This is a genomic window from Pseudomonas sp. yb_9 (assembly GCF_043103635.1).
GTDB classification, from domain to species: domain Bacteria; phylum Pseudomonadota; class Gammaproteobacteria; order Pseudomonadales; family Pseudomonadaceae; genus Aquipseudomonas; species Aquipseudomonas monteilii.
This window is the reverse complement of sequence record NZ_JBICKA010000041.1, coordinates 96,502-120,839: the sequence shown is the minus strand read 5'-3', so window position 1 is coordinate 120,839 and position 24,338 is coordinate 96,502. Positions and strand designations below refer to the sequence as shown.

The following is a 24,338-nucleotide window of genomic DNA, read 5'->3' as shown; positions in this document are numbered from 1 at the left end:
TCAGCACGCCTCGACCCACTGGCCATCGACACCCGGTACCAGCCGCACCAGCGCACCATGCCCCACTTCAACCTGCAGCAGCTGCGCCCTCGGCAAGCCACGGGCTCGGGCCAGCAATAGCCGCATCACACCACCATGGGTGACCAGCAGCACACGCTTGCCAGCATACTGACGGCTCAGCCGCTCGACAGCAGCCAGCACACGCTCGGCAAACGCCTCGACTGGCTCGCCATTGGGCGGCGTAAAGGCGTAAGGGTTCTCCCAGAACCGCCCCAGAGCATCCGCCTGGTCTTCCATGATCTGCGCGGCGCTTCGGCCCTCCCAGTCGCCAAAATGCAGCTCCTGAAGGCCGGGTTCTCGTTGCACCGGCAGATTCAACTGCGCCCCCAGTTCATCGGCAAAGCGGGCGCAGCGCTGCAGCGGCGAGCTGACCAGCACCTCCCAAGACTCCGCCCCGGCCACGGCACCACGCATCTGCGCCCAGCCCTTGTCAGTCAACGCATCGTCAAGGCTGCCGCGCAGGCCACCCTGTTCGGTTTCGCCATGGCGCAACAAGTCGAGGATCATGCCGAGCGGTCCGCCACCGCAGCTTCGGCGAACGTCGCCATCTGCCCGTGCAGCGCGCAGGCGAGGCGCAGCAGCGGCACGGCCAGCGCAGCACCACTGCCCTCGCCCAAACGAAGGCCCAGCGCCAGCAGCGGTTCGGCCTGCAATGCCTCGAGCAACGCCTTGTGCCCGGGTTCCGCGCCTTGGTGAGCGAACAGCAACCACGCGCGGCACTGCGGATTAAGGTGCACCGCCGCCAGCGCGGCAACGCTACAAATGAAGCCGTCCACCAGTACGGCGATCCCCGCCTGCGCACAACCGATGTAGGCGCCCGCCAACGCAGCGATCTCAAAGCCACCGACGCAACCCAAGGCTTGCAACGGGTCCGCAGCCTGCAACTTGTGCAAGCGCAGGGCGTGCTCAATGACTTCGGCCTTGTGCCGCACACCCGCGCTGTCCAGGCCCGTGCCCGGGCCACTCAGTTCAGCAGGCGGGCAGCCCAGCAGCACGCTGGCCAAGGCGGCGGCGGCCGTGGTGTTGCCTATTCCCATCTCGCCACCGATGAACAGCTGCGCACCCCGTTCGGCCGCACGCAGCGCGCTGTCGCGGCCCGCCTGCAACGCAGCTTGCAGTTGGCCTTCGGTCATTGCCGGCTGCCGGGCGAAGTTGGCCGTACCGGCCCCAAGGCGCAAGTGGTGCACGCCCGGCAACGCCAGATCAGGGTCGATGGTGCCCAGGTCGACCACTTCGAGACTGGCCTGCAGCTCGCGCGCCAGCACGCTGATCGCTGCACCACCCCCTACGAAGTTGCGCAGCATCTGCCCGGTCACCGCCTGCGGGTAAGCTGAAATACCCTCCTCGACCACACCGTGGTCACCGGCAAAAACGGTGATGGCGGCCTGATCCAGCACCGGCCTTTCACGCCCTTGCAGCCCGGCCAGCTGAATGGCCAGCCCCTCAAGCTGGCCAAGCGAACCGGCAGGCTTGGTCAACTGCCGCTGACGGGCGCGGGCCTGGTCCATGGCGGCGTTGTCGAGAGGTTGGCAGGCATCACGCCACCAGGCTTGTGTCATAGTGCAGGTCCTTTAAGCATTAAGGGCAGGCCGGCCACGGTCAGCACCACACGCTGACAACGTTCGGCCACGGCCTGGTGAAGCCAGCCGGCCAGGTCGACATAACGCCGGGTCAGCTCGCCCATGGGCACGACGCCCAGGCCGGTTTCGTTACTGACCAGAATCAGGGTGCCAGGCAACTGCTCAAGGCAGGCCAACAAGGCATCTCGCTCCTTGGCCAGGCGCTGGTCATCTTCAAGCATCAGCAGGTTGGTCAACCACAGGGTCAGGCAGTCCACCAGCAGGCAACGGCCTTCGGCCGCTTCGGCGCGCAGCACAGCAGCCAGGGCCAGCGGTTCTTCGATCAGCCCCCAGTCGTCCGGGCGGCGCTGGCGGTGCAGTAACACACGTTCGTTCATTTCACCGTCCAGCGGCTGGCTGGTGGCAATGTAGGTCACTGGCAGGCCACTGGCACTGGCCAACTGTTCGGCGAGGCGGCTCTTGCCGGAGCGGGCGCCCCCGAGGATCAAGCTGCGCATGTCAGGCCACCCCACAGAACTGGCGCAAGCGCGCGGTGTCCAGGTGTTTTTCCACCAGGTCGGCCAGGCGCTCGATGTCGCGCTCGCGCAGGGCTTCGTAATCGATGGTCTGGGCATCTTCCAGGCCGGCCCAGCGCAGCAGCGCGGCGCACGAGTGGCTGCCCTCGAACAGGCCGTGCAGGTAGGTGGCAAGGATCTGCCCATCATCGCTCACCGCGCCATCACAACGACCATCAGCCAGTTGCACGGCTGGCTGTTCCAGCGCAGGGCCGGTGGTGACGCCTGCATGAATCTCATAACCGGCAACCGGCGCCGCTTCAAAGTTCAGCACCCCGGCAACGTTGCGCAACTGCTTCTCGGCCTCAAGCACCGTGGTGTAATCCAGCAGGCCAAGCCCCGGGCTCGACCCGGCAGGGCCCTCGAGGCCTAGCGGGTCATGTACTTCACGGCCCAGCATCTGCAGGCCGCCACAAATGCCGATCAGCTTGCCGCCGTAGCGCAGGTGCCGCTCGATCGCTTTGTCCCAACCGCGCTCGCGCAGTTGCGCCAGGTCGCCACGCACGCTCTTGGAGCCCGGCAGGATGATCAGGTCGGCAGGCGGAATCGGCTGGCCCGGGCCGATGAACTGCAGGTCCACCTGCGGGTGCAGGCGCAGCGGGTCGAAGTCGGTGTGGTTACTGATGCGCGGCAATACCGGCACGATCACCTTGAGCACACGCTCGCTTTTGGCGCCCTGGCGCACATCGATGCCGTCTTCGGCTTCCAGGTGCAAATCGGTGACGTAAGGCAACACGCCCAGCACCGGCTTGCCGGTGCGTTGCTCCAGCCAGTCCAGCCCCGGCTGCAACAGGGCGATGTCGCCACGGAAGCGGTTGATGACAAAGCCCTGGACCCGCGCCTGCTCACTGGGCGAAAGCAATTCCAGCGTGCCGACAAGGTGCGCGAACACGCCGCCGCGGTTGATGTCGGCGACCAGGATCACCGGGCAATCGACGGCCTCGGCAAAGCCCATGTTGGCGATGTCGCCGGCCCGCAGGTTGATCTCTGCCGGTGACCCGGCGCCTTCGACCATGACCACCGGCCAGGCGGCACTCAGCCGCTGGTGCGAAGCCAGCACCGCCTGCATGGCGATGGCCTTGTAGTCGTGGTAGGCCACCGCATTCATGCTAGTGACCGCACGGCCATGAATGATCACCTGGGCACCGGTGTCGCTGTTGGGCTTGAGCAGTACCGGGTTCATGTCGGTATGCGGCGCCAGCCGGCACGCCTGGGCCTGCACCGCCTGGGCCCGGCCGATTTCACCGCCGTCGGCGGTTACCGCGCTGTTCAACGCCATGTTCTGCGGTTTGAACGGCACCACAGCGACGCCCTGGCGCAACAACCAGCGGCACAGTGCGGTCACCAGCGTGCTCTTGCCAGCGTCGGAGGTGGTGCCTTGCACCATGAGGGTGGTCATGCCGATTCCTTTTGATAGTCGGCCAGCGCCTGGGCCAGGCGCTGTTCGTCGGCCGCACACTCGGGCAGCCCCAGGCGCACGGCCGGGGGATGGTCGAACAGGCGCACCAGGATGCCGCGACGGGCGAGAAAGTCATGCAACGGCGCGGCACGCTCGCTGCGCACGTACTGGAACAGGTCACAACCGCCGCTTGGCGCCAGGCCAGTGCTCGCCAACAAGGTGGCAAGGCGCTGGCTGGCAGCGGCGCAACGTTCAGTCTGCATGCGCTGCGCAGCTTCGTCTGCCAGGCTTGCCTGGGCCAGCACCCGGGTCGGGCCGTTGACGGTCCAAGGGCCTAGCAACTCGGCCAAACGCAACAGCAGGCTGCGCTCAGCGGCGACGAAGCCCAGCCGCACCCCGGCCAAACCGAAGAACTTGCCGAATGAACGCAGCACGATCAGGCCCTTGCGACCCGCGCAGCCCACCACGCTGTCTGCCGGGGTGTTGTCCATGAACGCCTCATCGACCAGCAACCAGCCACCGCGCGCAGCCAGGCGCGCATGCCAAGCCAACAGCGTCTCACGCGGCACCCGCCGACCGGTCGGATTGTTGGGGTTGACCAGCACCAGCACGTCAAGGCTATCGAGCGCTGCGTCAACCTGTGCCTCGTCCAGCTCGACCAACTGATGCCCCGCCCGCTGCCAAGCGTACGGGTGTTCGGCATAACATGGCGTCAGCACCCCTGTCCGGCCTGCGGCGCGCAGCAGCGGCAACGCCTGGATCGCAGCCTGAGAGCCCGCTACCGGCAGCAGCTGGCTGGCACCGTAGTACGCGCGTGCAGCGTCTTCCAGGCCGTCCTCGACCTCCGGTAGACGCGCCCACGCATCTGCAGGAATCGGCGGGATCGGGAATGGCCAGGGCGCGATGCCGCTGGACAGGTCGAGCCATTGCTCGCGAGGAATGCCGTACTGCTGCACTGCGCGCAGCAGGCGGCCACCGTGTTCAAGCATTGATGTAAGCCCCCAGGCAGATCAACAGCAGCCACAACCACACACCCCGCTGCACCAGGGCCCAACCGCGCTCGATGGCGTCGGCATCGGCCACTGGCCCCTCGCCCAGGCGCGGCCGCTCATGAAGCTCGCCGTGGTACACCGCCGGGCCACCGAGCTCCACGCCCAGTGCACCGGCACCTGCAGCCATCACCGGGCCGGCGTTAGGGCTGTCCCACAGAGGGCCCTGCTTGCGCCAGCAGGCCAAGGCCAGGCGGGTCTTGCCCAGCAGCGCATACGTCAGCGCCACCAGCCTTGCGGGAAGGTAGTTGAGCACGTCGTCGATACGCGCCGCGCACCAGCCGAAACGTTCGAAGCGCTCGTTACGGTAGCCCCACATGGCATCCAGCGTGTTGCTCAGGCGATACAGCACCACACCCGGCGCGCCAGCCACCACAAACCAGAACAGCGCGGCGAACACCGCATCGCTGCCGTTCTCCAGCACCGACTCGGTGGCCGCCCGGGCCACTGCCGGCTCGTCCAGTTCGCGGGTTTCGCGGCTGACCAGGTAGCCGACGCGCCGACGTGCCTCTTCCAGGTTGCCTTGGCGCAACGCGTTGGCCACCGGCAGCACATGCTCGCCCAAGCTTCGCAGCCCCACGGCGCAGTACAGCGCCAGCACATCCACCAGCCAGCCGATGTAGGGCAGCCACGACAGGACCAGCGCCACCAGGGTCAGCGGCACCACCGCCAGAAACCACGCGCTCACGCCATGGCTGCGCCAGCCGCGCCCGCCTGCATTCAGGCGGCGCTCAAGGTTACTGGCCATGTTGCCAAAAGCCACCAACGGGTGGCGCCGCTGCGGCTCGCCCAGCAAAGCGTCCAGGGCTACCCCGGCCACGGTCAGCAAGGCCACGCTCATTGACGCTCTCCCCATTGGTTCTCGTAAAGCATTTCGCTCAAGGGCCGCGCTTCGGCCCAGTTTTCCTGCACCAGCATCGGCACCGGGTAAAACTCGGTGACCGGCCCCAGGCACAGCACCGCCACCGGTTTGGCGCCCGCCGGCATGCCCAGCAAAGCGGCCAAAGCCTGCGGCTCGAACAGCGACACCCAGCCCATGCCCAGCCCTTCGCCACGCGCAGCCAGCCACAGGTTCTGGATGGCACAGGCCAGCGAGGCCAGGTCCATTTCCGGCAGCGTGCGGCGGCCGAAAATGTGCGGTTCCCGGTTATCCATCAAGGCCGCGACCAGCAGCTCGGCGCAGTCGTTGATGCCTTCAACCTTCAGCTTCATGAAGGCATCGGAGCGCTCGCCCAATGCCTCGGCGGTGCGTACCCGCTCCGCCTCCACCAACGCCTGGATGCGCCCGCGCAGGTCACGCCGGGTAATGCGGATAAAACGCCACGGCTGCATCAGCCCGACACTGGGCGCCTGATGCGCGGCGGCCAGCAAACGGGCAAGCAGCTCTGGCGCCACCTGGCCACCGGCAAAATGGCGCATGTCGCGACGCTCGCCAATGGCCCGGTAGATCGCGGCGCGCTCGACCTCGCTGAAGGCATGTTCGCTCATGGCCGCAACAGCGCCGCCGCCGCATCCGGGTTGGAGGGAAAGTAGAAATGCACGTATGAGGCCGTCAACCGGCCCAAGCGATACACCGCTTCGTTGCCACGCCCGCCATTAGGGCTAAGGCCACGGGCGATCGGTTCCAGCTCGGTGCTGGTCAGCGAGTGATGGTAGGTATGGCCACGCAAGGTGCCCTCCGGCAGCTCTACCGCCTGCAGCGCCAGGGCCGCCAGGCGCTTCTGCATGGTCGCCTCACCCCGCAGCAGGCCCAGCAGTTCGGCACGCTCGCCGGCCACGTCGGTCAAGGCATCGAGCAGGTACAGCATGCCGCCGCACTCGGCCAGCAAGGGTTTGCCCTGAGCATGATGGGCGCGGATTGCCTCGCACATCGGCGCATTGGCGGCCAGGGCATGGTGATGCAGCTCGGGGTAGCCGCCCGGCAGGTACAGGCTATCCACCGACGGCAGTTTGCGGTCGTGCAGCGGCGAGAAGAATTCCAGCTGCGCCCCGAGGTTGCGCAGCAGGTCGAGGTTGGCCCCGTAGGTGAAGGCAAACGCTTCGTCGCGTGCCACGCCGATGCGCACCCCTGCCAGCGAAGCAGCACACGCTTGTGTTTCGGGCTCGGCAAAGCTCACCGGTGGTGGCAAGGCTGCGTCGCAGCTGGCGCCAAGCGCCTCGGCGGCTGCATCCAGGCGGGCATCCAGGTCGTTCAGCTCGCTGGCCTGAACCAGCCCGAGATGGCGGCTGGGCAACTCGATGCCGCGCTCGCGCGACAAGCCGCCGTACCAACGCAAGCCCTCGGTCAGGCTGCCTTCCAGCAGTTGCGCATGGCGCAAGCTGCCCACCCGGTTGGCCAACACCCCGGCAAACGGCAAGTCGGCCTGGTAGCGCGCCAGGCCCAGGGCCAATGCGCCGAACGTCTGGGCCATGGCCGTGCCGTCGATCACCGCCAGCACCGGCACGCCGAAGTGGCGCGCCAGGTCGGCGCTGGACGGGGTGCCATCAAACAGCCCCATCACCCCTTCGATCAGGATCAGGTCTGCCTCGCCTGCGGCGTCCCACAGCAGGCGACGGCTTTCTTCGGCACCGATCATCCACAGGTCCAGCTGGTACACCGGCCCGCCACTGGCGCGCTCCAGGATCATCGGGTCAAGAAAATCCGGGCCACACTTGAATACGCGCACCTTGCGCCCGAGGTTACGGTGCAAGCGGGCCAGCGCGGCGGTGACGGTAGTCTTGCCCTGGCCAGAGGCGGGTGCCGCGATCAACACGGCGGGGCAATGGCGCGATTGACTCACAGTTCGACGCCCTTCTGTGCGCGAATGCCGGCCTGGAAGGCGTGTTTGAGCATACCCATCTCGGTCACGGTATCGGCCAGTTCGATCATTTCAGGCTTGGCCGCACGGCCCGTGACGATCACATGCTGCATCGGCGGGCGGGCCTGGATGTCTGAAAGCACCTGGTCCAGGTCGAGGTAACCGTGCTTGAGGGCGATGTTCAGCTCATCCAGCACCACAAACTGCACATCAGGGTCTTGCAGCAGCTGGCGCGACACCGCCCAGGCGGCTTCGGCGGCGGCGATGTCACGCTGGCGGTCCTGGGTTTCCCAGGTGAAGCCCTCGCCCATCACGTGGTAACGCACCTGCTCAGGAAAGCGGCGGAAAAACAACTCCTCCCCAGTGCTATTGCGGCCCTTGATGAACTGCACAACACCGCACTGCATGCCATGGCCCAGCGCGCGCGCGAGCATGCCGAAGGCCGAGCTGCTCTTGCCCTTGCCATTGCCAGTCAGCACCAGCAACAGGCCGCATTCGTTGGGGGAATTGGCGATACGTTCGTCGATGACCGCCTTCTTGCGCTGCATGCGCGCCAGGTGGCGTTCGTCACGTTCGGTGGATTCGCTCATCAGGGTTCTCCGCTGGCTGGCACCGTGGCTACGCACGGTGACAGTTAATAAGCAGGCAAACGGAGTACGCGCAGAGGCCATGGCAGGGCGCCACGGTGCACCGCGCATCACCCTCCGTGATGCCGTTGGCAGTAACAGGCCGGTCTCCGGGCTTGTGAGCGGGCCTCGGCCCAGCCTGCGCGCCTTCCCGGATGCTGGCATCCAGTGGCCCTGCGCGGCCTTCTACTCACCTACCGTTGCGGGGGCAGCGCCGGAATCGCGCCATGCTGGCGCCCACCGGCTTCCCAGTTTCACCCTGCCCAGTCGGGGCTGGCAGGGCACCTGAAACACGCGCGAAGGTTAGAGGGTTGTACCCAGAGCGTCAATCGAAGCAGGCGCCATACCCGCCAAACAGGCATTGTCCGCCACAATGACCAATTCGCCAGCGTGTGCCACACTGAACACAGCAATATCACTTGGCCATCACCTTCAGCTGAACGCGACCACAACCACAACAGGAGAGCGCAGCATGCGAGGCCAGATCATCAACAACTCACGCCTGGAGTTCCTCGGCCCGGTGCTGGAGCGCTGGGTCGACTGCATCGACCGCTTCAACCAGTTTGCCGGTGATGCCGAAGCCCCGTATTGGCAGGGTGCCGCGGCCAACACAGGGCTACTGGCGGCGGCAGCGTGGCAGGCCGAATTGGCGGCGCTGCAACAGTTTGCCGGCAAGAAGCAACGCGACGAAGGCGAATGCGAAGGGCGCTGCGACCTGTCGATCAGCAGCGCCGACGACACGCTATACCTCAGTGTCAGCCAGCGCTGGCCCAAAATCGCCCGGCTGGACATGGCGGCCGCCCTGCAGCAAACCGCTGCCCTCGCCCACCAGGTGGCCTACCCCAGCCAGTTGAAGGCCGGGGCGCTGTTCATCAGCCCTTGGAAGGCAGGCCAGCATGCCAGCCCCGAGGAGCTGCAAGACCTAGTCGACGACCTGCAGAAACACACCGCCTGCGCCATCGCCTGGTACTTCCCCTATGCCTACCGCAACTTGCACAACGAGCTGGGGCAGTATTTCCCGGGGGTGGCACTGCTGCTCAAGCAAGCGTGACGGCAGGGGCTGGCATCAGGCCCGTACCGGCCTCAACCTGATCGCGGCTCCCTGTAGGAGCGGATCAGGGGTTCTGTGCCAGGTGCCCTTGTGGAATCACGCGCTTGGCTTGCAGGTAGGCCTTGGCCCAATAACTGTTGGAGAGGTAGTCAAGGCGCACGGTCCCCCCCGTCGAAGGTGCATGCACGAAGCGCCCTTCGCCGACATAAATGCCGGCATGACTGACCTGCGAGCCACCACTGGTAGCAAAGAACACCAGATCACCGGACTGCAGCGACTGGGCATCCACCGTAGGTGCGCGCATGACGATCATCTCCCGCGTCGAACGCGGCAGGCTGATGCCGGCAGCATCACGGTAGACGTACTTGATCAGGCCACTGCAGTCGAAGCCGGAGTCCGGCGTATTGCCACCCCAACGGTAGGGCGTACCCACCAGGCCGATGGCTCGGATCAACACGTCATCGGCAATCGGCGAAGGGCTGGGCTGGCTATACGTGACCTGCGGTTGAACCACAGGGGCCGGCGCAGGGGCACGGCTAGAGCAAGCAGCCAGCAAGGCTGCCAGGGAGAGAAATGCGAAGCGCGCCATCTTTACCATGGCCAGAACATCCTGTCTGAGATTGCTGCGCCGCAGCCAAAAAGAGTTGAGAGTTTAGATTAGACGCTTTCTGTAAATACGCACGGCGGCGAGCTTTTTTCAAAGCATCGCCGCCGTGGCAGGGTACAGCATTTTGCCATCAGTTGCGCGCGATGTTGGTCGGCGCCATGGCCAAGGCACGCTTGGCTTCGATGAAGGTCTTGCTCCAGTAGCGGTCACCGAGGCTGTCGATGCGCACGCCACCGCTGCGGCGGCTGCTGGAGTGGATGAACTGGTTGTCACCCAGGTAGATGCCGGCATGGCTGACGCGGCCGCGACCGTTGGTGCTGAAGAACAGCAGATCACCCGGCTTGAGCTTGTTGCGGGCCACTTTCGGTGCATCGACGTTGATCATTTCGCGCGTCGAGCGTGGCAGGGTCATGCCCGCCTCTTCGCGGAACAGATAGCCGATGAAACCGCTGCAGTCGAAACCGGACTGTTCCGAGGTACCACCGAAGCGGTAGCGAGTGCCGATCAACGACATGCCACGCTCGAGAATACTGTCCGCCAGCACTGGCAGCTGGTAAGGCTTGCTGCTGGAGAAGGCCTTCAGGTCATCTTCAGTGGCCAGTTCTTCCGGTTCGCCGAACACCGACGAGGACGAAGCTTTAGCCTTGATCACCGATTGTGCGGCGACCGGTGTGTGATCCTGAGGCTGAGAAGCCGGGCCTTGGGCCGCGCAGCCAAAAAGCAGGGTCACGAGTGCGAGTGGCACGAGGGGTGCGAAGCGCTTTAGCATGGGCACGACCGTGTCTGTAATCCTTTAGAAGGGTGAAACTATGCCCTCTATCATGGCCATTTGCAAATTTTATCGAAAAAGATGTGACTTTTTTGTTTTGCCGCTCTGGCCCAGCGTTTTCAGGGGGTTACCAGCCGAGGGTTTCCTTGAGGAACGGAATGGTGAGCTTGCGTTGTGCCTGCAGCGAGGCCTGGTCGAGGCGTTCCAGCAGGTCGAACAGCGCGCTCATGCTGCGCGCACCGCGGGTGAGAATGAAGTGGCCGACTTCGTCGGTGAGGTGCAGGCCACGGCGCGAAGCACGCAGTTGCAGGGCTCGCAGCTTGTCTTCGTCAGACAAACCACGCATCTGGAACACCAGGGCCAGGGTCAGCCGCGATTTCAGGTCCGGCAACTTGATTGGCAATTCGCGCGGGGATGCCGAGGCGGCCAGCAGCAAGCGCCGGCCACTGTCACGCAGGCGGTTGAACAAGTGGAACATGGCCTCTTCCCAGTCCGCCTTGCCGGCAATCACGTGCAAGTCGTCGATGCATACCAGTTCGTACTGGGCCAGGTAGTCAAGCAGTTCTACGCCGCGATCGAGCAGTTGCGCCAATGGCAGATAGACAGCAGGTTCGCCGCGTTGCTGGAAGCGGTGGGTGGCAGCCTGCAGCAGGTGGCTACGGCCAACACCCTGCTTGCCCCACAGGTAGATAAGGCTCTCGGTCCAGCCGGCGTCGGCTTCGCATAGCCGCTCGACGTAGCCCAATGCCGCAGCATTGGCGCCCGGATAGTAGTTGATGAAGGTGGCGTCATCGCGCAGGCGCACACCCAGGGGCAACTGGATCGGTGGTTTCATGCTCGCGGGCGGTCAGCAGGACCGCAGGGGGGCCTTTGGTGAACAATGTTGCAAAGTCTATACCCGCAAGGCGGGCCGCACAATCACGGCAACAGATAGCACAAGCAAAATCAACAAGTTGCGCCAAGTGGGGGCTGCATCGCAGCCCCAACATCACAACTGCGGGTCGATATCCCCGGCATACATGTCCGATTCCTTGTACATGTCATGCACATGCCGCAGCAGCACCATGATCACGGCCGCCACCGGCAGCGCCAGCAGCACCCCGGTAAAGCCGAACAGTTCGCCACCGGCCAGGATGGCAAAGATCACCGCTACCGGGTGCAGGCCGATTCGGTCCCCTACCAGCAGCGGCGTCAACACCATGCCTTCGAGCGCCTGCCCGACCATGAATACCGCGACGATGCCCAGCATCGGATACAGGTCGCCCCCAAACTGGAACAGCCCCGCCACCAAGGCCGCACCGATACCTATGATGAAGCCCATATAGGGCACGATGGCGGCCAACCCTGCGAGCATACCGATGAGCAGGCCCAGTTCCAGCCCGACCAGCATCAGCCCAGCCGAATAAATGACGCCCAAGGCCAGCATCACCATCAGTTGCCCACGCACGAACGCCCCGAGCACTTCGTGGCATTCGCCCGCCAACCCGACCACCTGCGGCTCACGCTGACGTGGCAGCAGGCTGCGCAGCTTGGCCATCATCAGGTCCCAGTCACGCAGCAAGTAAAAGCCCACCACCGGAATCAGTACCATGTTAGCCAGCCACGCCATCAGCGCCAGGCTCGAAGCCGTGGCATGCGACAGCAGCATGCCGACGATGTCGGTGGTCTGGCCCATGTGGCCAGCGATGGCAGCCTTGATCTTGTCGAACTTCCAGAAGCCATCAGCCAGGCCCAAGCGGCTCTGCACCCAAGGCAACGCAACATGCTCAAGCCAGTCGAGCATCTGTGGCGCCAGCTCGTACAAGCGCACCAGCTGCTTGGCAAGCATCGGCACCAGCACCAGCAGCAGGGCCAGCAACAGTAGGGTGAACAGGCCGAACACCACCACCACACCCCAGGTGCGCGACAGCCCCAGACGCTCCAGGCGGTCAACCAACGGGTCGGCCAGGTAGGCCAGCAGGATGCCAACCAGAAACGGGGTAAGAATGTTGTGCAAGCTATAAAGCAGCACAGCGACGAGCAGGGCAGCGCCCAGCCAGATCCAGCGACGAACGTCGGTCACGGTATGCTCCCCTTACCAGCGAAAACGCAGGCCGTCGAACGGCTTGGGTGCAGGTTGGGCCGGCGTAGGTTGCTCACCGGCTGCCGGTGCTGGCGTGGCGGGCGCTACCGGCACCTGCTCAGCGGGCAGCTCCTGCAACTTGGCCAGGCCGAGTTGGGCACGCAACTGTTCGCGGTTGCCGGTCACGCCATAGGTCAGGGTGGTGCCTTCAGCCATTTGCAGGCGTGGGCCATAGGGTTCGAGCACACGGGCAAGCTCGGCATAGCGCTGCAGGTTCATCCCCTGCACTTGTACCTGCATCTGGCTGCTGGCACCCGGACGGGTGACATAACGCGGCGCCAGGCGACTGCTGACCGCCAACATGACCGCGTCAGCCAGGGCAGCCGGGTCGCCCCCTTCGGCCGTACCTTGCTCACGCTGGTCGCCCAGCCACAGCTGCCACTTGCCCTGCCATTTGCCGTCGGCTTCCTGCGCATGCACCGCCAGCAAGGCATCGGCGCCATAGCGCTCGGCGGCCTCACGCAAAGGTGCCGGGTCGCTGGCTTCGATCTGCTTGGCATTGGCTACCAGTTGCTCCTGCAAGTCGGCCAGCGGCAAGCGCAACGGCAGGCCACGGTGCTGGGCGGCACGGCGCAGGGGCTGGGCGCTGGCCTGGCCGTCACCGACCAGGCTGCTGCCCTCGGCACTGTCGTTCAGCCACCAGCCGAGAATCGAAGGCCGATTGCTGCCCCACAGCGCCAGGCCGGCCTTGCGCAAGGCCCGCTCGGTGCTACCGGGGTCGAACTCGACCACCACCGACTCGGGCGGGCCGGCCTCGCTGCCAACCTGGTTGATGATTTGCTGCGGGTCCTTGCGCAACTCAGCAAGTGCCGGGCTTTGCGCTGCCTTGGGGTCGCCAGTCAGACGTAGCACCAAGGTGTCGAGGGCTTTGGCAGTGGCGGCAGTACGGGCTTCGGCGCCCTGCCCGGCCATTGGCTCGCGCACCTGATACAGGCCGGCGACATTTTCAGCCTGGGCTGCAACCGATATCAGGGCAAGGCCGCCGACCGCCAGAATATTGAACAAACGCATGGAGGATTCCTGTCCAGTCGAGCTTCAAGCACCAAGCTTCAAGCCGCAAGAAAAAGCAGGCCGAGCGCGAAGCCGCACTATCTTGCAGCTTGAAGCTCGCTACTTGCAGCTTATACACAAGCAACCGCATCAACCACCCTCAGCCCTTTTTCAACAATTTACCGCCCTGCCCGTCGGCCTGAGGATGGCCGCTGCCCGGCAACCCTGATAAAATCGCGCGCCTTCACAGACCACTGACGTTTCAGGCAGCCGCCGCTTACCCGCCGGCCTTGGCCGCCATGGTCGTTTTTAAGAATCCCTCCCTCCTAAAGGCCTGGATCAATGAGCAAGCAACCCTCCCTGAGCTACAAGGACGCCGGTGTAGACATCGACGCCGGCGAAGCACTGGTCGAACGCATCAAGGGCGTGGCAAAACGCACCGCACGCCCTGAAGTCATGGGTGGCCTGGGCGGCTTCGGCGCCCTCTGCGAGATCCCGGCCGGCTACAAGCAGCCGGTGCTGGTCTCCGGCACCGACGGCGTCGGCACCAAGCTGCGCCTGGCGCTGAACCTGAACAAGCACGACAGCATCGGCCAGGACCTGGTCGCCATGTGTGTGAACGACCTGGTGGTATGCGGTGCCGAGCCGCTGTTCTTCCTCGACTACTACGCCACCGGCAAGCTGAACGTTGACGTGGCCGCCACCGTGGTCACCGGCATTGGCGCCGGTTGCGAACTGGCCGGCTGCTCGCTGGTCGGTGGTGAAACCGCCGAAATGCCTGGCATGTACGAAGGTGAAGACTACGACCTGGCCGGCTTCTGCGTCGGCGTGGTGGAAAAAGCCGAAATCATCGACGGCTCCAAGGTTGCCACTGGTGACGCGCTGATCGCCCTGCCGTCCTCGGGCCCGCACTCCAACGGCTACTCGCTGATCCGCAAAATCCTCGAAGTGTCCGCTACCGACATCGAGAACACCCAGCTGGACGGCAAGCCGCTGACCGACCTGCTGATGGCGCCGACCCGCATCTACGTCAAGCCGCTGCTGCAACTGATCAAGAACACCGGCGCCGTCAAGGCCATGGCCCACATCACCGGTGGCGGCCTGCTGGACAACATCCCGCGCGTACTGCCGAAAAACGCCCAGGCCGTGGTTGACGTGGCCAGCTGGCAGCGTCCGGCGGTGTTCGACTTCCTGCAGGAAAAAGGCAACGTCGACGAGCACGAAATGCACCGTGTCCTGAACTGCGGCGTGGGCATGGTCATCTGCGTGGCCCAGGACCAGGTTGAAGCTGCCCTGAACGAACTGCGCGCCGCCGGTGAGCAGCCGTGGGTCATCGGCCACATCGCCGAAGCCGCCGAAGGCGCCGCCCAGGTCGAGCTGCAGAACCTCAAGGCACACTGATGCCGAGCAAGACCTGCAATGTAGTGGTACTGCTGTCGGGTTCCGGCAGCAACCTGCAAGCCCTGATCGACAGCTGCCAAGGCCAGGACAGCCCGGTGCGCATCCGCGCGGTGGTTTCCAACCGCGCCGATGCCTACGGCCTGCAACGTGCCGCGGCGGCCGGTATCGACAGCGTGGTGCTCGACCACACCCAGTTCGACGGCCGTGAAGCCTTCGATGCCGCGCTGGTTGCGCGCATCGACGGTTTTGCGCCAGACCTGGTGGTGCTGGCCGGCTTCATGCGCATCCTCAGTGGCGACTTCGTGCGCCACTACCAGGGCCGCCTGCTCAACATCCACCCGTCGCTGCTGCCCAAGTACAAGGGCCTGCATACCCACCGGCGGGCACTGGAGGCAGGCGACGCCGAGCACGGCTGCAGCGTACACTTCGTGACTGAGGAACTCGATGGCGGCCCACTGGTCGTACAGGCTGTGGTACCGGTGGCGTCTGACGACACTGTCGAAAGCCTGGCCCAACGGGTACACCGTCAGGAACACCTGATCTACCCGCTGGCGGTGCACTGGTTCGCTGAAGGGCGCTTGCGTCTTGGCGAACAGGGTGCATTACTGGATGGCCAGCCCCTGGCGGCCAGCGGTCACTTGATTCGATCCTAGGAGAATTTATGCGTCGCGCCCTGCTTTTGGCTCTCGCCGTGCTCGCCCTGCCCCTCCAGGCAGCTGATCTGAAGCCTTTCTCGGCCAGCTACACCGCTGACTGGAAGCAGCTGCCCATGAGCGGCACCGCCGAGCGCAGCCTGGTCAAGAATGCCAATGGTACCTGGGACCTTAACTTCAAGGCCTCCATGATGATCGCCAGCCTGACCGAGCAAAGCACCCTGCGCATGGAAAACGACACCCTGCTGCCGCAGAAGTACCACTTCGAGCGCGGCGGCCTGGGCAAGGCCAAGAAGGTCGACCTGAACTTCGACTGGACTGGCAAGAAAGTCACCGGCAGCGACCGTGGCGATGCCGTCAGCCTGCCGCTGAACCGTGGCGTGCTGGACAAGTCGTCCTACCAGTTGGCCCTGCAGCATGACGTGGCCGCCGGCAAGAAGAGCATGACCTACCAGGTGGTTGATGGTGACGAGATCGACACCTACGACTTCCGCGTGCTCGGCACCGAAAAAGTCACCACCAAGACCGGCCAGGTCGATGCGGTGAAGGTCGAGCGCGTGCGCGATCCAAGCCAGAGCAAGCGCATCACCGAGCTGTGGTTCGCCAAGAACTGGGACTACCTGCTGGTGCAACTGCGCCAGGTAGAGACCGATGGTAAGGAGTACGTGATCGTGCTGCAAGATGGCACGGTCGATGGCAAGCCGGTGAAAGGCAATTGATCCAGCACTGCAAGCAGTAACCGAAGCCCCGCCCAGTGCGGGGCTTTTTATGCCCTTGTGCAAAGGCACAGGCCTTCATGAAACTTGTTTCATGCCCGTTTTATTTACTTAGCCTGCTAACAAACTCTATAAAGAGGGTGTGCGACACACTGTCGCAGCCAACTGAAGAAGTGGAGTTTACCGATGACTGTCCAAGTAACCGAACGCGACGAATCGAAAATGTCCCACGAAAGCCTGGCCGCCGGCATGCGGATCTGGGATGTGCACCAACAAGGTCAACTGGTGGGGATGTTCCACAATGAACACGAAGCGCACCAGTACCGCGTAGAGCTGGAAGACCTGGAAAACCAGCGCACCACGCAATGACCCAGCCTTCAAATAAAAAACCCCGCCAAGGCGGGGTTTTTCGTGTTTACCACATCAGATCATCAGGGATCTTGTAGGCGGCGTACGGGTCGTCTTCGTCCGCTTCCTCGACATGGGTATTGAGCAGCAGGATACGGCCAGGGTCGCGCTCCTGGATCTTCATCGCCGCTTCGCGAGGGATAACCTCGTAGCCACCAGCATGCGACACCACGGCCAACGCGCCGTTACTCAGCTTGGTACGCATCAAGGCATTGACGGCAATGCGCTTGACCTTCTTGTCATCGACGAAGTTGTAGTAATCCTCGGTGCTCAGCTTGGGCAGGCGCGTGGCTTCGATCAATTGCTTGATCTGGGCGGCACGGGCCTTCTGCTCGGCCTTTTCCTGCTGCTGACGATTCAGCTCCTGGTCACGCTTGACCTTTTCGGCCATGGCTTCCTTGGCCATGCGCTGCTGGCTGTCGTCGACTTCGACCTGGCCTTTGTGCTCCATGCGCTTCTGTTTCTTTTCAGCTTTGTTGGTCTGCGAGACCTGTTTCTGGTTGACCAGACCGGCTTTGAGCAATTGGTCGCGAAGGGAAAGGCTCATGAATGTTCACTCACTTATGCAACAGCTCAGCCGCAGCTGGGCAGGTTCTTTTCCTGACGCTTGGCCTCACCCCAAAGGGCATCCAGTTCGTCAAGGTTACAATCTTCAATGGGGCGACCACTGTCGCGCAATGCCTGTTCGATAAAACGGAAACGTCGCTCGAACTTGCGGTTGGCGCGGCGCAGGGCGTTTTCCGGGTCATGCTTGAGGTGGCGGGCCAAGTTGACGGTGGCGAACAGCAGGTCGCCCACTTCATCTTCGAGGGCATCGGCATCGCCGTCGGCCATGGCCTGCAACACCTCGTCCAGTTCTTCGCGCACCTTGTCCAGCACCGGCAATGCCGACGGCCAGTCGAAACCGACCGTGGCCGCGCGCTTTTGCAGTTTGGCTGCCCGGGACAGGGCCGGCAAGGCTGACGGCACGTCATCGAGCAGCGACAGTTGCTCGGGCGTGCTTTTCTCGGCCCGCTCCTCGGCCTTGATCTCCTCCCAACGGGACTTGACCTGGGCCTCGCTCAGGCTGGGGGTATCCAGCGGCGCATAAAGCTCGCCGGTAGGGAATACATGCGGGTGGCGACGAATCAGCTTGCGGGTGATGCTGTCGACCACGCCATCAAACTCGAAACGCCCCTCCTCCCGGGCCAGCTGGCTGTAGTAGACCACCTGGAACAGCAAGTCGCCCAGCTCACCTTGCAGGTGCTCGAAATCACCGCGCTCGATGGTGTCGGCGACTTCGTAGGCCTCTTCGAGGGTGTGCGGGACGATGCTCGCGTAGTTCTGCTTGAGGTCCCATGGGCAGCCGTACTGCGGGTCGCGCAGGCGGGCCATGAGGTGCAGCAGGTCTTCGAGGGTGTAGGTCATTGTCAGCAACTCCTCGGCGGGGGCTTGCCGGCGATGGGCCGCACAGCGGCCCCAATGCAGGTTATCAAGGGGTACGATTACGCCGCGTCTCGATGATGTTCGGCAACTGCGAGATGCGCCCCAGCAGGCGCCCCAGCGCGTCCAGGCCCGGGATCTCGATGGTCAGCGACATCAGCGCGGTGTTGTCTTCCTTGTTCGAGCGGGTGTTCACCGCCAGCACGTTGATTTTCTCGTTCAGCAGCACCTGCGAAACATCGCGCAGCAGGCCCGGGCGGTCGTAGGCACGAATGACGATATCGACCGGGTAGGTCTGCACCGGGATCGGCCCCCAGCTTACCTGGATCATGCGCTCCGGCTCCTTGCCCGCCAGCTGCAGCACCGAGGCACAGTCCTGGCGGTGGATGCTCACGCCACGGCCCTGGGTGATGTATCCGACAATGGCATCGCCCGGCAGCGGCTGGCAGCAGCCGGCCATCTGCGTCAGCAGGTTGCCGACCCCCTGGATCTGGATATCGCCACGCTTGCCAGTACGCGGGCCGGTAGGCTTGCGCGGCACCAGCTCGATTTGCTCGATACGCTCGGGTTCCAGCAACTGCTGGGCAGCATTGACCAGATGGGCCAGGCGCAGGTCACCCGCCCCCAGCGAGGCGAACATGTCCTCGGCGGTCTTGACGTTGGTTTTCTCGGCCAGGCGCTCGAAGTCGACCTGCGGCAGGCCCAGGCGGCTGAGTTCACGTTCGAGCAAAGTCTTGCCAGCGGCGACGTTCTGGTCGCGCGCCTGCAGCTTGAACCAGTGAACGATCTTGGCCCGCGCCCGCGAGGTGGTGACATAGCCCAGGTTGGAGTTCAACCAGTCGCGGCTGGGGTTACCGTGCTTGCTGGTGATGATCTCGACCTGCTCGCCGGTCTGCAGGCTGTAGTTCAGCGGCACGATACGGCCGTTGATCTTGGCGCCACGGCAGTTGTGGCCGATTTCGGTGTGCACGCGGTAGGCGAAGTCCAGTGGCGTGGCACCCTTGGGCAGGTCGATGGCATGGCCGTCCGGGGTGAACACGTAAACCCGGTCCGGTTCGATGTCGACGCGCAGCTGCTCGGCCAGGCCACCGATGTCGCCCAGCTCTTCGTGCCACTCCAGCACCTGGCGCAGCCAGGAGATCTTCTCTTCGTAGTGGTTGGAGCTTGGCTTGACGTCGGTGCCCTTGTAGCGCCAGTGGGCGCATACACCGAGCTCGGCTTCTTCGTGCATGCCGTGGGTACGGATCTGCACTTCCAGCACCTTGCCCTCGGGGCCGATCACCGCCGTGTGCAGCGAGCGATAGCCGTTCTCCTTGGGGTTGGCGATGTAGTCGTCGAACTCTTTGGGGATGTGCCGCCACAGCGTGTGCACAATGCCCAGCGCGGTGTAGCAGTCGCGGATTTCCGGCACCAGCACGCGCACCGCACGTACGTCGTAGATCTGACTGAATTCCAGGCCTTTGCGCTGCATCTTGCGCCAGATCGAATAGATGTGTTTCGCCCGACCGCTGATATCGGCCTTCACGCCCGTGGCCAGCAGCTCGTTCTGCAACTGGTTCATCACGTCACTGATGAAGCGCTCACGGTCCAGCCGGCGCTCGTGCAGCAGTTTGGCGATCTGCTTGTACTGGTCGGGTTCGAGGTAGCGGAAAGACAGGTCTTCCAGCTCCCACTTGATGTGGCCGATACCCAGGCGGTGCGCCAGCGGCGCATAGATGTCGAACACCTCGCGCGCGACACGCAGGCGTTTCTCGTCGTCAGCAGCCTTGACCGCACGGATCGCGCAGGTGCGCTCAGCCAGCTTGATCAGGGCCACGCGCACGTCGTCGACCATGGCCACGAGCATCTTGCGCAGGTTCTCGACCTGCGCCTGCGAGCCCAGCACCAGCGACTGCCGAGGGCTGAGGCTGGCACTGATGGCAGCCATGCGCAGCACGCCGTCGATCAGCTTCGACACCACCGGGCCAAAACGTTGGCTGACTTCAGCCAGGGTGACCTTGCCTTCGCGCACCGAGCGGTAGATGACCGCTGCCACCAGGGAGTCCTGGTCGAGCTTGAGGTCGGCGAGGATTTCGGCGATCTCCAGCCCCGCCTGGAAGCTGGACGTACCGTCCGCCCAGGAATGCTTGGCCGGGTTGCCCTTTTTCTCGACTTCATGGGCAAACTCGCAGGCCTCTTTCAGCGCTGCGCGATCCAGTGCCAAATCGACGCTTACCACATGGTCCAACCATGCTTCGAGATTGATACTGCCGTCGGTGTTGACCGGCTGGTGCACTCTCACCTGTACCATCTTTGTTTTACCTTTCCATACAGCGCACCACGCGGGTGCGCTGGCGATCACCGTGAGGCTGCCATTCCATGGAAGCCGCACCAAGGGGCCAGTCTGCTAGCCCGCTTCGAATAACGCCATGGCCTCGACATGCGCCGTTTGAGGAAACATGTCGAGAATCCCGGCCCTTTTTAACCGGTACCCCTGACCGACCAGCACCTGGGCGTCTCGCGCCAGCGTGGCCGGGTTGCACGATACGTAGACCAGCCGTTTGGCCTGGAGGCGTGCGATGCCTTGCACCACCTCGAAAGCACCGTCGCGCGGTGGATCCAAGAGTACCGCAGAAAAGCCCTCGGCGGCCCATCCGGTGCCTGCCAAAGGCTGCGATAAATCGGTCTGAAAAAACCGTGCGTTATGCACATTGTTGTTTCGGGCATTGGCCGCGGCCCGATCGACCATGGCCTGTACACCTTCCACAGCCACCACTTCGCGCGCCTGGCGGGCCAGCGGCAGGGCGAAGTTGCCCAAGCCGCAGAACAGGTCCAGCACACGTTCGTCGGCCTGCGGTGCGAGCCAGGCCAGGGCCTGCTCGATCATCGCCGTGTTGACCTGGGCATTCACCTGTACGAAGTCGCCCGGGCGCCAGGCCAGCTCCAGCTGCCACGGTGTCAGGGCAAAGCCCAGTTGTGCGGTAGCGTCCACCGGCGCGGGTTCACCTTCACCCTGCAACCACAGCTGGGCATTGGCCTGCTCGCAAAACGCCTGCAGTTTCGCCAGGTCTTCTGCCGGCAGCGGCGCGACATGCCGCACCAGCACCGCCTCGGCGGTACCACTGAACAGCTCTACGTGGCCCAGCGCCTGCGGTTTGCTCAAGGAACGCAGCACCGTCGGCAAGTGGCGCAGAATCGACTGCAAAGGCTGTACCAGCACCGCGCAATCGTCGATGGCAATGATGGCCTGGCTGGCTTCGGCACGGAAGCCGACCTCCAGCTGACGCGCCTTGACGTCCCAGCGCACGGCCACGCGGGCACGGCGTCGGTAGCCAAATTCCGGCCCGCTCAGCGGTGCGGCCCATTCCTCGGGCTGCACGCCAGCTACTCGCTGCAGCTGTTCGGCCAGCGTGCGCTGCTTGAGCGCCAGCTGCGCTTCGTGCGGCAGGTGCTGCAGGTTGCAGCCTCCGCAGCGGTCGTAATAGCGGCACGGCGCCTCGCGGCGCTCGGGGCTGGCCTGTAGCAGGCGCTCCAGGCGGGCCTCGACCACTTTGCCACGGGCATTGAGCACGCGCGCCTCCACAGCCTCACCGGCCAGAGCGCCACTGACGAACCAGGTGCGCCCGTCAAGGAAGGCAATGCCACGGCCGTCACCGGCCAGGCGCTCGATATCCAGGCGCTGCTTCTTCCCCACGGGGACCTGGGGGCTACGGTTGCCGCCGGCCGGCTGGAAGCGCAGGCCGCTGTTGCTTTTTTTCTTGGACATTTAGCTCGGGTCGAACAGGCCGGTGGACAGGTAACGGTCGCCGCGGTCGCAGATGATCGCGACCATCACGGCATTTTCCACCTCGTGGGACAGGCGCAGCATGGCTGCGACCGCACCACCGGAAGACACGCCGCAGAAAATGCCCTCTTCACGGGCAAGGCGGCGGGTGGTGTCTTCGGCTTCCTGCTGCGACATGTCGACCACGCGGTCTACGCGGGTGGCGTCGAAAATTTTCGGCAGGTATTCCTCGGGCCAGCGGCGAATGCCTGGAATGGCCGAGCCTTCCATGGGCTGCAGGCCGATGATCTGCACCGCCGGATTCTGCTCCTTGAGGTACTGCGAGCAGCCCATGATGGTGCCGGTGGTGCCCATGGAGCTGACGAAATGGGTAATGGTGCCTTGGGTCTGCTGCCAGATTTCCGGGCCAGTGCTGTTGTAGTGGGCGATCGGGTTGTCGCCGTTGGCGAACTGGTCGAGCACCAGGCCGCGGCCTTCGGCCTGCAGCTTCTCAGCCAGGTCGCGGGCACCTTCCATGCCCTCTTCCTTGGTCACCAGAATCAGCTCGGCGCCGTAGGCAGTCATCGCGGCCTTACGCTCGGCGGTGGAGTTGTCGGGCATGATCAGGATCATCTTGTAACCCTTGATTGCCGCCGCCATCGCCAGGGCGATGCCAGTGTTGCCGGAGGTGGCTTCGATCAAGGTGTCACCGGGCTTGATCTGGCCACGCAGCTCGGCGCGGGTGATCATCGACAGCGCAGGGCGGTCCTTCACCGAGCCGGCAGGATTGTTACCTTCGAGCTTGAGCAGGAGGGTGTTGCTGGTTTCGCCAGCAATGCGCTGCAGGCGAACCAGTGGCGTATTGCCGACGCAATCGGCGATGGTTGGGTACTGCAAGGTCATGGCGTATTTCACAATCCGGACGGCAGGGGCGCCTATCATACCGGCAAACCCTTCGCGGCCATATCACGCAATCTGTGGTCGATATAGCTACAAGCTATAACGTTAGCCTGTGCTGGCCTCTCGCGGGCGTGCCCGCGAAGAGGCTGGCACATGTAACGGCAACCTCATCCACAACCGCAGCCCATCCTTGCCATTCTCCGCCCACAAGGTGCCACCCTGACGCTGGATGGCACTCCGGGCAATGCTCAGGCCCAAGCCAAAACCACCATCCCCCGGCCGCGAACCGTCCAGACGCGAAAAGGGTGCAAAGATCCGTTCCAGATCCTCTTCCGCCACCCCGCCGCCTTCATCTTCCAGCCACAACCACCAGTAACTGCCTTCGCGCTGCCCACCCAGGCGCACCACACCCTCGGCCGGCGAGTGACGAATGGCATTGCGCAACATGTTTTCCAGTGCCTGGGCCAAGTGGTTGAGGTTGCCCTGCACCCAGCAGTCGGCCGGCACTTCACAGCGCAAGCGTTCAAGCGACCAGCCGCTCTCGTAGCTGGCATTCTCGGCCAGCAGCTCCCACAACGCATGGACTTCGATCGGCTCCAGGTTCATCGGCGCACGTTCGGCGTCCTGCCAGGCCAACTGCAGGGTGTCTTCTACCAGTTGCTGCATGCCGTCCACTTCACGGGTCAGGCGCTCACGCAAGCGTTGCAAGTCGGTTTCACCGTCACAGGCCACCCGCAGCCGGCTCAGCGGCGTGCGCATTTCATGCGACAAGTCGCGCAACAATTGCTGCTGCATGGCCACCGTGCCTTGCAGCCGCTCGGCCATCTGGTCGAAGGCGCGGGCCAGCTCGCCCAGCTCGTCATGCCGGGCGATGGTGCGCGAATCCAGGCGTGCCGACAGCTGGTCGGCACGCCAGGCATTGGCCTGTTCGCGCAGCTGGTTCAGGGGCACGATCAACATGCGGTACAACCCCACGCACAGCAGCAAGGTGAACAGGCCGGGGATGATGCCGTTGGTGACGATGCGCCACAGCAAGCGGTACTGGTCCGGATTGAACCGCTGCGGCAGTTCAATCACCAGCATGCCCTGCTCCGGCGCCGACGGGAAGGGTACACGCACCCAAGGCTGGTCGACGCTGCGACGGCTCATAGGCCAATCGACCCCGCGCAGGCGCGTCAGCCGCTGCATGATCTGCGGGTTGAGGGTGGCACTGTCGAGGGGCCGCAGGTTGATATCCAGCACACCCACCCAGCCCCTTTCACGCTGGTGCATCGCCGCCACCCACTGGTCCAGCCCCGCCCGCCCACCGCTACGCCAGGCTTGCTCGGCCTCGGCGGCATAGCCGCGCAGCGTTTGCCGCGCCGGCTCAGAGAGGAAAGCGTTCTGGATTTCCATGTGCCGGCCCCAGGTATAACTGAGGCCAATCATCAGCAGGCAGAAGCCCACCAGCAAGATGGCCAGCTTCCAGAACAACGAATGGCGGTCGAGCAT

25 protein-coding genes and 1 riboswitch are annotated in these 24,338 nt (G+C 64.2%); of the genes, 5 read left to right on the top strand and 20 right to left on the bottom strand.

Features of this window, described 5'->3' with window-relative positions:
* From ACF8MI_RS10265 to cobO, 9 genes are read right to left on the bottom strand one after another with little or no spacing between them, the layout of a single operon-like run.
* Positions 1 to 567 (bottom strand): histidine phosphatase family protein, encoded by a 567-nt coding sequence (locus ACF8MI_RS10265; protein ID WP_060500769.1) that lies wholly within the window; start codon positions 565 to 567, stop codon positions 1 to 3.
* Entirely contained in the window at positions 564 to 1,619 is a 1,056-nt protein-coding gene (gene cobT / locus ACF8MI_RS10260; protein WP_200928740.1) for a nicotinate-nucleotide--dimethylbenzimidazole phosphoribosyltransferase, read from the bottom strand. Before cobT ends, ACF8MI_RS10265 begins: the two co-directional genes overlap by 4 nt.
* On the bottom strand, positions 1,616 to 2,137 hold the full coding sequence (gene cobU / locus ACF8MI_RS10255) for a bifunctional adenosylcobinamide kinase/adenosylcobinamide-phosphate guanylyltransferase (protein WP_060500772.1): 522 nt from the start codon (positions 2,135 to 2,137) through the stop codon (positions 1,616 to 1,618). Before cobU ends, cobT begins: the two co-directional genes overlap by 4 nt.
* 1 nt (position 2,138) lies before the next feature.
* On the bottom strand, positions 2,139 to 3,593 hold the full coding sequence (locus ACF8MI_RS10250; protein WP_060500774.1) for a cobyric acid synthase: 1,455 nt from the start codon (positions 3,591 to 3,593) through the stop codon (positions 2,139 to 2,141).
* Positions 3,590 to 4,582, bottom strand: coding sequence for a threonine-phosphate decarboxylase CobD (gene cobD, locus ACF8MI_RS10245; protein WP_104834117.1), 993 nt, complete (start codon positions 4,580 to 4,582; stop codon positions 3,590 to 3,592). The genes ACF8MI_RS10250 and cobD overlap by 4 nt, the downstream gene beginning before the upstream one ends.
* Positions 4,575 to 5,483: an adenosylcobinamide-phosphate synthase CbiB gene (gene cbiB, locus ACF8MI_RS10240; protein WP_016715472.1), complete on the bottom strand. Its 909-nt coding sequence runs from the start codon at positions 5,481 to 5,483 to the stop codon at positions 4,575 to 4,577. The genes cobD and cbiB overlap by 8 nt, the downstream gene beginning before the upstream one ends.
* On the bottom strand, positions 5,480 to 6,130 hold the full coding sequence (bluB, locus tag ACF8MI_RS10235; RefSeq protein ID WP_060500777.1) for a 5,6-dimethylbenzimidazole synthase: 651 nt from the start codon (positions 6,128 to 6,130) through the stop codon (positions 5,480 to 5,482). The genes cbiB and bluB overlap by 4 nt, the downstream gene beginning before the upstream one ends.
* A complete protein-coding gene (locus ACF8MI_RS10230; RefSeq protein WP_104834116.1) occupies positions 6,127 to 7,422 on the bottom strand; it encodes a cobyrinate a,c-diamide synthase in 1,296 nt (431 codons plus the stop codon). The genes bluB and ACF8MI_RS10230 overlap by 4 nt, the downstream gene beginning before the upstream one ends.
* On the bottom strand, positions 7,419 to 8,030 hold the full coding sequence (gene cobO, locus ACF8MI_RS10225; protein ID WP_016715469.1) for a cob(I)yrinic acid a,c-diamide adenosyltransferase: 612 nt from the start codon (positions 8,028 to 8,030) through the stop codon (positions 7,419 to 7,421). The genes ACF8MI_RS10230 and cobO overlap by 4 nt, the downstream gene beginning before the upstream one ends.
* Positions 8,031 to 8,149: 119 nt before the next feature.
* A riboswitch (cobalamin riboswitch) is annotated at positions 8,150 to 8,370 on the bottom strand.
* A gap of 168 nt (positions 8,371 to 8,538) precedes the next feature.
* Between cobO and ACF8MI_RS10220 the strand changes: the two genes are divergently transcribed.
* Positions 8,539 to 9,117 carry a hypothetical protein gene (locus ACF8MI_RS10220; RefSeq protein ID WP_060500781.1) on the top strand — a complete coding sequence of 193 codons (579 nt, stop codon included), beginning with the start codon at positions 8,539 to 8,541 and terminating at the stop codon, positions 9,115 to 9,117.
* A gap of 64 nt (positions 9,118 to 9,181) precedes the next feature.
* Here the strand turns inward: ACF8MI_RS10220 and ACF8MI_RS10215 are convergent, their stop codons facing one another.
* The 5 genes from ACF8MI_RS10215 to ACF8MI_RS10195 all read right to left on the bottom strand — a co-directional run bounded on the left by ACF8MI_RS10215 (position 9,182) and on the right by ACF8MI_RS10195 (position 13,626).
* On the bottom strand, positions 9,182 to 9,715 hold the full coding sequence (locus ACF8MI_RS10215; RefSeq protein WP_104834115.1) for a C40 family peptidase: 534 nt from the start codon (positions 9,713 to 9,715) through the stop codon (positions 9,182 to 9,184).
* 139 nt (positions 9,716 to 9,854) lie between these two features.
* Entirely contained in the window at positions 9,855 to 10,493 is a 639-nt protein-coding gene (locus ACF8MI_RS10210; protein WP_200928741.1) for a C40 family peptidase, read from the bottom strand.
* Between the two features lie 127 nt (positions 10,494 to 10,620).
* Complete coding sequence (gene hda / locus ACF8MI_RS10205) at positions 10,621 to 11,328, bottom strand: DnaA regulatory inactivator Hda (protein ID WP_003252443.1); 708 nt, start codon at positions 11,326 to 11,328, stop codon at positions 10,621 to 10,623.
* A gap of 153 nt (positions 11,329 to 11,481) precedes the next feature.
* Positions 11,482 to 12,555 (bottom strand): AI-2E family transporter, encoded by a 1,074-nt coding sequence (locus ACF8MI_RS10200; protein ID WP_019099297.1) that lies wholly within the window; start codon positions 12,553 to 12,555, stop codon positions 11,482 to 11,484.
* Positions 12,556 to 12,567: 12 nt separating this feature from the next.
* Positions 12,568 to 13,626, bottom strand: a complete 1,059-nt coding sequence (locus tag ACF8MI_RS10195) for a DUF2066 domain-containing protein (RefSeq protein ID WP_104834113.1) — start codon at positions 13,624 to 13,626, stop codon at positions 12,568 to 12,570.
* A 321-nt stretch (positions 13,627 to 13,947) separates the two neighbouring features.
* Here ACF8MI_RS10195 and purM point away from each other — a divergent pair, with 321 nt between their 5' ends.
* The 4 genes from purM to ACF8MI_RS10175 all read left to right on the top strand — a co-directional run bounded on the left by purM (position 13,948) and on the right by ACF8MI_RS10175 (position 16,744).
* Complete coding sequence (gene purM / locus ACF8MI_RS10190; RefSeq protein ID WP_003252437.1) at positions 13,948 to 15,006, top strand: phosphoribosylformylglycinamidine cyclo-ligase; 1,059 nt, start codon at positions 13,948 to 13,950, stop codon at positions 15,004 to 15,006.
* Complete coding sequence (purN, locus tag ACF8MI_RS10185) at positions 15,006 to 15,659, top strand: phosphoribosylglycinamide formyltransferase (protein WP_060500788.1); 654 nt, start codon at positions 15,006 to 15,008, stop codon at positions 15,657 to 15,659. The genes purM and purN overlap by 1 nt, the downstream gene beginning before the upstream one ends.
* Positions 15,660 to 15,667: 8 nt before the next feature.
* Positions 15,668 to 16,378, top strand: coding sequence for a DUF3108 domain-containing protein (locus ACF8MI_RS10180; RefSeq protein ID WP_016715462.1), 711 nt, complete (start codon positions 15,668 to 15,670; stop codon positions 16,376 to 16,378).
* Between the two features lie 183 nt (positions 16,379 to 16,561).
* Complete coding sequence (locus tag ACF8MI_RS10175) at positions 16,562 to 16,744, top strand: hypothetical protein (protein ID WP_016715461.1); 183 nt, start codon at positions 16,562 to 16,564, stop codon at positions 16,742 to 16,744.
* Positions 16,745 to 16,790: 46 nt separating this feature from the next.
* Here the strand turns inward: ACF8MI_RS10175 and ACF8MI_RS10170 are convergent, their stop codons facing one another.
* From ACF8MI_RS10170 to ACF8MI_RS10145, 6 genes are all read right to left on the bottom strand, one after another.
* Positions 16,791 to 17,330 (bottom strand): DUF2058 domain-containing protein, encoded by a 540-nt coding sequence (locus ACF8MI_RS10170; protein ID WP_060501857.1) that lies wholly within the window; start codon positions 17,328 to 17,330, stop codon positions 16,791 to 16,793.
* Positions 17,331 to 17,356: 26 nt separating this feature from the next.
* Complete coding sequence (gene mazG / locus ACF8MI_RS10165; protein ID WP_060501859.1) at positions 17,357 to 18,190, bottom strand: nucleoside triphosphate pyrophosphohydrolase; 834 nt, start codon at positions 18,188 to 18,190, stop codon at positions 17,357 to 17,359.
* A gap of 64 nt (positions 18,191 to 18,254) precedes the next feature.
* Positions 18,255 to 20,495 carry a GTP diphosphokinase gene (gene relA, locus ACF8MI_RS10160; protein ID WP_200928742.1) on the bottom strand — a complete coding sequence of 747 codons (2,241 nt, stop codon included), beginning with the start codon at positions 20,493 to 20,495 and terminating at the stop codon, positions 18,255 to 18,257.
* 96 nt (positions 20,496 to 20,591) lie between these two features.
* Positions 20,592 to 21,950 (bottom strand): 23S rRNA (uracil(1939)-C(5))-methyltransferase RlmD, encoded by a 1,359-nt coding sequence (gene rlmD / locus ACF8MI_RS10155; protein WP_060501861.1) that lies wholly within the window; start codon positions 21,948 to 21,950, stop codon positions 20,592 to 20,594.
* Positions 21,951 to 22,850, bottom strand: a complete 900-nt coding sequence (cysM, locus tag ACF8MI_RS10150; RefSeq protein ID WP_060501863.1) for a cysteine synthase CysM — start codon at positions 22,848 to 22,850, stop codon at positions 21,951 to 21,953.
* A gap of 102 nt (positions 22,851 to 22,952) precedes the next feature.
* Positions 22,953 to 24,338, bottom strand: a complete 1,386-nt coding sequence (locus tag ACF8MI_RS10145) for a cell wall metabolism sensor histidine kinase WalK (RefSeq protein ID WP_060501865.1) — start codon at positions 24,336 to 24,338, stop codon at positions 22,953 to 22,955.